Here is a 4,979-nt window from a genome sequence, read left to right on the forward strand (position 1 = left end):
GGGCGTGCCCTTCCTGCTCTTCGAGCGCGACGCGAACCTGGGCGGACGGCTTTCCCACGGCGCCCCGGAGGACGGTGCGCCCTTCGTGCCGGAGGCCACCGCGTTCCCGCAGGGCAGCGTGGTGCGCAAGGCGACCGTCATCGGCCTGTATGACGACGAGCACGGCCGCTACCTGGCGGTCGCGTCCCAGGAGGCCGCGAACCTGCGGCTGCTCAAGGTCTACGCGAAGCGCTTCCTGCTCACGGTGGGCGGCCATCCCCCCACCCTCCCCTTCGAGAACAACGACCTGCCCGGCGTCATCGCGGGCCGCGCGGCGAGCCTGCTCTTGCGCAAGCACGACGTGGCGCCCCAGGTGGCGACGCTGGTGGGCCACGGCGCGGAGTTGCACGCGCTGGCGCACCTGTTCACCCAGCGCGGCGTGGAGGTGGCGGCGGTGGTGGACCTGAAGGGCCCGCTGCCCGCCAACGCGCACCCGAAGGCCACGCTCGGTGACGGGCTCAAGGCGCACGGCCTGCGCGGCGTGACGGCCCTGAGCTTCACGCCCCAGGGGGGCCGCAAGCAGAAGGTGTCGTGCGACGCCATCGTCGTGTCGGTGCCGGTGACGCCGGGCTTCGAGCTGGCGCGCCAGGGCGGCGCGAAGGTGGAGTTCGACGCGGACGCGGGCCACTTCCGGGTGGAGGCGGACGCGGACGGCCGCACGCAGGCGGCGGACGTGTTCGTCGCGGGCGACGTGGCGAAGCCAGGCACGGCGAAGGACGCCGCGGCCATGGGCGCACGCGCGGCGCAGGCGCTGCTGGGAGGGCTGTCATGAGCAAGGCGCTCGTCTGCACCTGTGAGGACGTCACCGTCACGGACGTGGAGCACGCCATCGAGCGCGGCTACCACGACGTGGAGTCGGTGAAGCGCTACACGGGCTTCGGCACCGGCATCTGCCAGGGCAAGAGCTGCCACGCCGCGGTGGCGGCGCTGCTCAAGCAGAAGGCCCCGGCGCTCAAGCCGGAGGGCGTGGTGCCCTTCACGCCCCGTCCGCCGCTGTACCCCACGGAGCTGCGCGTGCTCGCCAGCGCTCCGGTGGACGAAGCCGTCCCGCCCGTGGGCGGCGTGCCCCAGGAATTGGAGCACTTCCCGTCCGCGCTGCGCCCGACAGGGCCGGTGCCGCAGAAGGCGAAGGTGGTCATCATCGGCGGCGGCATCATGGGCCTGTCGCTGGCGTACAACCTGGCGCTGCGCGGGGAGACGGACGTCGTCGTGCTGGAGCGCGGCTACCTGTGCGCGGGCGCGTCCGGCCGCAACGGCGGCGGCGTGCGCATGCAGTGGGGCACCCCGGCGCTGATTGAGCTGGCCAAGCGCTCCATCGACCTGATGAAGGGCTTCGCGCGCGACCTGGGCGTCAACGTGTGGCTGCGCCAGGGCGGCTACCTCTTCCTGGCCAAGCGCAAGGACACCGCGTACCGGCTGGATCGCAACGCCGCCCTGCACAACAAGTACGGCGTGCCCACGCGCATCATCACCGCGGACGAGGCGCGCCAGGTCGTCCCGGGCCTCACGATGAAGGACTGCGTGACGGCGGCCTACAACCCGGAGGACGGCGTCATCTTCCCCTGGGCCTTCCTGTGGGGCTACGCGCAGGGCAGCGTGAAGCGCGGCGTGAAGGTGGAGACGTACACCAACGTCACCGGCTTCGAGACGAGCAACGGCCAGGTGCGCAAGGTGAAGACGGACCGGGGCGACATCGCCTGCGACACCGTCGTGCTCGCCTCCGGCGCGTGGAGCCCGGCGGTCGCGAAGCTGGCGGACGTGAAGCTGCCCAACGAGCCGCACCGCCACGAAATCCTCAGCACCGAACCGCTCAAGCCCTTCCTGTCGCCGCTGGTGTCGGTGCTCGACACGGGCCTGTACTTCAGCCAGTCCATGCGCGGTGAGATTGTCGGCGGCATGGGGGACCCGTTGGAGCCCTCCGGCCCCAACATGGGCAGCACCCTGCGCTTCGTGTCGCGCTTCGCTCGCGCGCTCACGGAGCAGTTGCCGCACGTGGGCCAGGTGAAGGTGCTGCGCCAGTGGGGCGGCCTCTACGACGTCACCCCGGACAACAACCCCATCCTCGGGCGCACCCCCGGCCTGGACAACCTGCTCCAGATGTCCGGCTTCGTGGGCCACGGCTTCATGATGGCCCCCGCCGTCGCGGAGCGGATGGCGCAGTGGATGACCTCCGGTGCCTCCGACGAGCTCTTCACCCGCTTCAACCTCCGCCGCTTCGAGGAAGGCACCCTCGAGCGCGAGGACATGATCATCGGCTGAAGAATTCCGCCCACCCCGCCCCTGTCTCCGCCTGGGACAGGGGCGGTCCCCGCATGTCCGCAAAAGCGGCACTCCCGGAAAATCACGCAAACTCCCGGGATGGCTGGGGATTCGCCGGGGAACGTGACGTTTCTTTACAAACGCAACCGGGTTGCACGGAGCATCCGCGCACCACCCGTGCGGGTGCATGACCCCGGGTCTCCTCTGGGAGGCGCCGTGGCACGCGGCGTGCCTAGGCCTCCCGCGCCGCGCAATGCCGCGCGGGGGGAGATTCAGTGATGGCCGCGAAGAAGCTCGTGGGTGCGATGCTGGTGATGGGCCTGACGGCGTGTGGTTCCGTGGAGCCCATGGACGTGCCGGACGCGGAGCCCAATGAGGCGCTGGCGTCGCAGGAGTCCAACGTCATCGTGGGCACGCTGAACTGGGTGAGCGCCACGTCCCTCTCGGGGACGCAGCGCACGAAGTCCCTGGCGGTGGGCTACCTCTCCATCCCGGCGGTGGGCAGCCGCTGCACGGCGTGGCTGGTGTCCAACGACGTCATCATCACCAACAACCACTGCATCGGCAGCAGCGCGGACGCGGTGGGCGCGCGCGTGTCGTTCAACTACGAGGACGGCGTCGCGTCCGCTTCGCGCGTCTGGTACCCGTGCGCCACGTTCATCAAGACTTGGAGCGGTGACGACATGACGGCGCTGCGCTGCTCGGCGGTCAACGGCCAGCTGCCCGGCCAGGTGTACGGCTTCCTCACCGTCTCCAGCACCAACGCGGCGACGAGCTCGTCCGTGTACGTCGTGAACCAGAACTGCGACTACTACACGACGCCGTCCTGCACGCCGACGAAGAAGTCCTCGCCGGGCTCGGTGCTCAACGGCAACTACAGCACCACGGACATCTCCTACGACGCGGACACGCTGGGCGGCTCGTCCGGCTCGCCCGTCATCTCCACGTCCACGAACCAGGTGGTGGCGCTGCACCACATCGGCATCGGCGGCAACTCGCAGGGCCGCGGCACGGCCAACACCGGCGTGAAGGCCACGCGCGTGAAGGCGCGGCTCGCGGAAATCGGCCTGTAGTCCGTCACGTCGCGGAAGTGGGCTCCCCTCCGGCCAGCAGCACCGGCCGGGGGGGCGCACCCGCTCCGGGCCCGGACGGATTCAAGAGCAGCGTCCGCTTGAGCCCGCCCAGCGCCAGCCGCCCCAGGCCCCGCTTGAAGGAGCGCGGCAGGAAGCGCAACAGGCGCATCACCCACCGGTGCCCCAGGCCCGGGTACACCAGCGCCTCGCCCCGCTCGAAGCCCTCCAGGGCCTCGCGGGCGCACTGGCGCAGGGACAGTTCGAAGAAGGGCGTCACCTCCCCTTCCAGGTGCGGCCCCAGTGCCAGCGGGCCCGCGGCCACGAAGGTGACGGGGATGCCCGCGTCCTTCAGCTCCAGGCGCAGGGACTCGCTGAAGCCATCCAGGAAGCGCTGCGTGGCGGCGAACGTCACCGCGCCCGGCAGGAACAGGCGCGCGGCGCCCGAGCCCACCATGAGGATGCCGCCCCGCCCGCGCTCCACCATGGGGCCCAGCAGGCGGTGGGTGATCATGGCCGGGGCCAGCACGTTCGCCTGCACCAGCTCCTCGATGCGCTTCCAGCGCTCCTCCGCGTACAGCCCGCTGGAGGCGTGGTCCGCGTTGTTGATGAGCACGTCCACGCGGACGTAGTGGCGCTCCAGGTGTTCGAAGAGCGCGTCCACGGCGCGCGGATCATCCAGGCGGCAGGCGCGGATCATCACCCCCAGGGTCGGGTTGCGGGCGAGCAGCTCCTCCCGCAGGGCCCCCAGGTCGTCCACGTCGCGCGCGACGAGCACCAGGGTCCTGACCCGGGAAGAGAGCAGTCGGGCAAGCTCGCGGCCGATGCCGCCAGCGGCGCCAATGATGAGCACGGTACCGTTGTCGATGGGAGGGCGCATATGGGGGCAGGACCTCGGACCAGAAGGTGCCCATGCGCGGGTGGCCCTGCGCGCCCGCCCCGCCGCTCGGCCTCCCATGAACGCCCGCTTGCCCTCGCGGCGAGTGGGCGTTACGCATGCCCTGTTCCCCCAGGAGGAGGACTCCCATGGCTGGCCCTTCACGCATCCTCGTGCCGGTGGACCTGAAGGACGGGTCCCGCTCCGTCGTGGACTACGCGCTGCAACTCGCCCGCCCCTTTGGCGCGACGGTGGACGTCATCCACGCGTGGGAGCCGCCGCAGTACGTGGCGCCGGATCTCCTGGTGGCCTCGCCCGGCTGGGACGCCACCTCCCTGGAAGCCATGGCGCGCGACACCGCCGGCAAGGATCTGGAGAAGCTCCTGCGCTCCGTGGACGGCACCGCGCCGGTGGCGCTGTCCCACCGCGTGGTGATTGGTGAAGCGGGCAACGTGGTGCTGGATGAGGCCGAGCGCGGGAAGTACGACCTCATCGTGATGGGCACGCACCAGCGCAAGGGACTCACGCGCATGCTGCTGGGCAGCGTGGCTCAGAAGGTGGTGGGCCACGCGGCATGCCCGGTGCTCACCCTGCACGTCAGCCAGGACTAGGGCGTGTCCGCAAATTAGAGCCAGAGGCGGATGGAGGCGATATGGACCATCGCCAGGTAGTTGGCGGCGCGCTTCTCATAGCGCGTCGCCACCCGCCGGTTCTGCTTCAAGCGATTGAAGAGA

General features: G+C 70.6%; 5 protein-coding genes and 1 pseudogene. 4 read left to right on the forward strand and 2 right to left on the reverse strand.

Annotation, left to right across the window (positions count from 1 at the left end; genetic code table 11):
* The 3 genes from D7W79_RS38635 to D7W79_RS38645 form a co-directional block, all read left to right on the forward strand.
* The coding region (locus tag D7W79_RS38635; RefSeq protein ID WP_158617161.1) for an FAD-dependent oxidoreductase at positions 1-811 on the forward strand (811 nt) is incomplete at its 5' end.
* Complete coding sequence (locus D7W79_RS38640) at positions 808-2,298, forward strand: FAD-dependent oxidoreductase (RefSeq protein ID WP_120530249.1); 1,491 nt, start codon at positions 808-810, stop codon at positions 2,296-2,298. The genes D7W79_RS38635 and D7W79_RS38640, both read left to right, overlap by 4 nt.
* Before the next feature lie 278 nt (positions 2,299-2,576).
* A complete protein-coding gene (locus tag D7W79_RS38645; RefSeq protein ID WP_120530250.1) occupies positions 2,577-3,371 on the forward strand; it encodes a trypsin-like serine peptidase in 795 nt (264 codons plus the stop codon).
* Between the two features lie 4 nt (positions 3,372-3,375).
* Here the strand turns inward: D7W79_RS38645 and D7W79_RS38650 are convergent, their stop codons facing one another.
* A complete protein-coding gene (locus D7W79_RS38650; protein WP_120530251.1) occupies positions 3,376-4,248 on the reverse strand; it encodes an SDR family NAD(P)-dependent oxidoreductase in 873 nt (290 codons plus the stop codon).
* 146 nt (positions 4,249-4,394) lie between these two features.
* Between D7W79_RS38650 and D7W79_RS38655 the strand changes: the two genes are divergently transcribed.
* The gene (locus D7W79_RS38655; RefSeq protein ID WP_120530252.1) at positions 4,395-4,856 is read left to right on the forward strand and encodes a universal stress protein; all 462 of its coding nucleotides are present in this window, start codon (positions 4,395-4,397) and stop codon (positions 4,854-4,856) included.
* Between the two features lie 14 nt (positions 4,857-4,870).
* On the opposite strand, the pseudogene D7W79_RS38660 reads toward D7W79_RS38655, so the two are convergent.
* Positions 4,871-4,979: pseudogene (locus D7W79_RS38660) on the reverse strand (IS5-like element ISMra2 family transposase); the annotation flags it as partial.

The organism is Corallococcus exercitus, assembly GCF_003611585.1.
Taxonomy (GTDB): Bacteria; Myxococcota; Myxococcia; order Myxococcales; family Myxococcaceae; genus Corallococcus; species Corallococcus exercitus.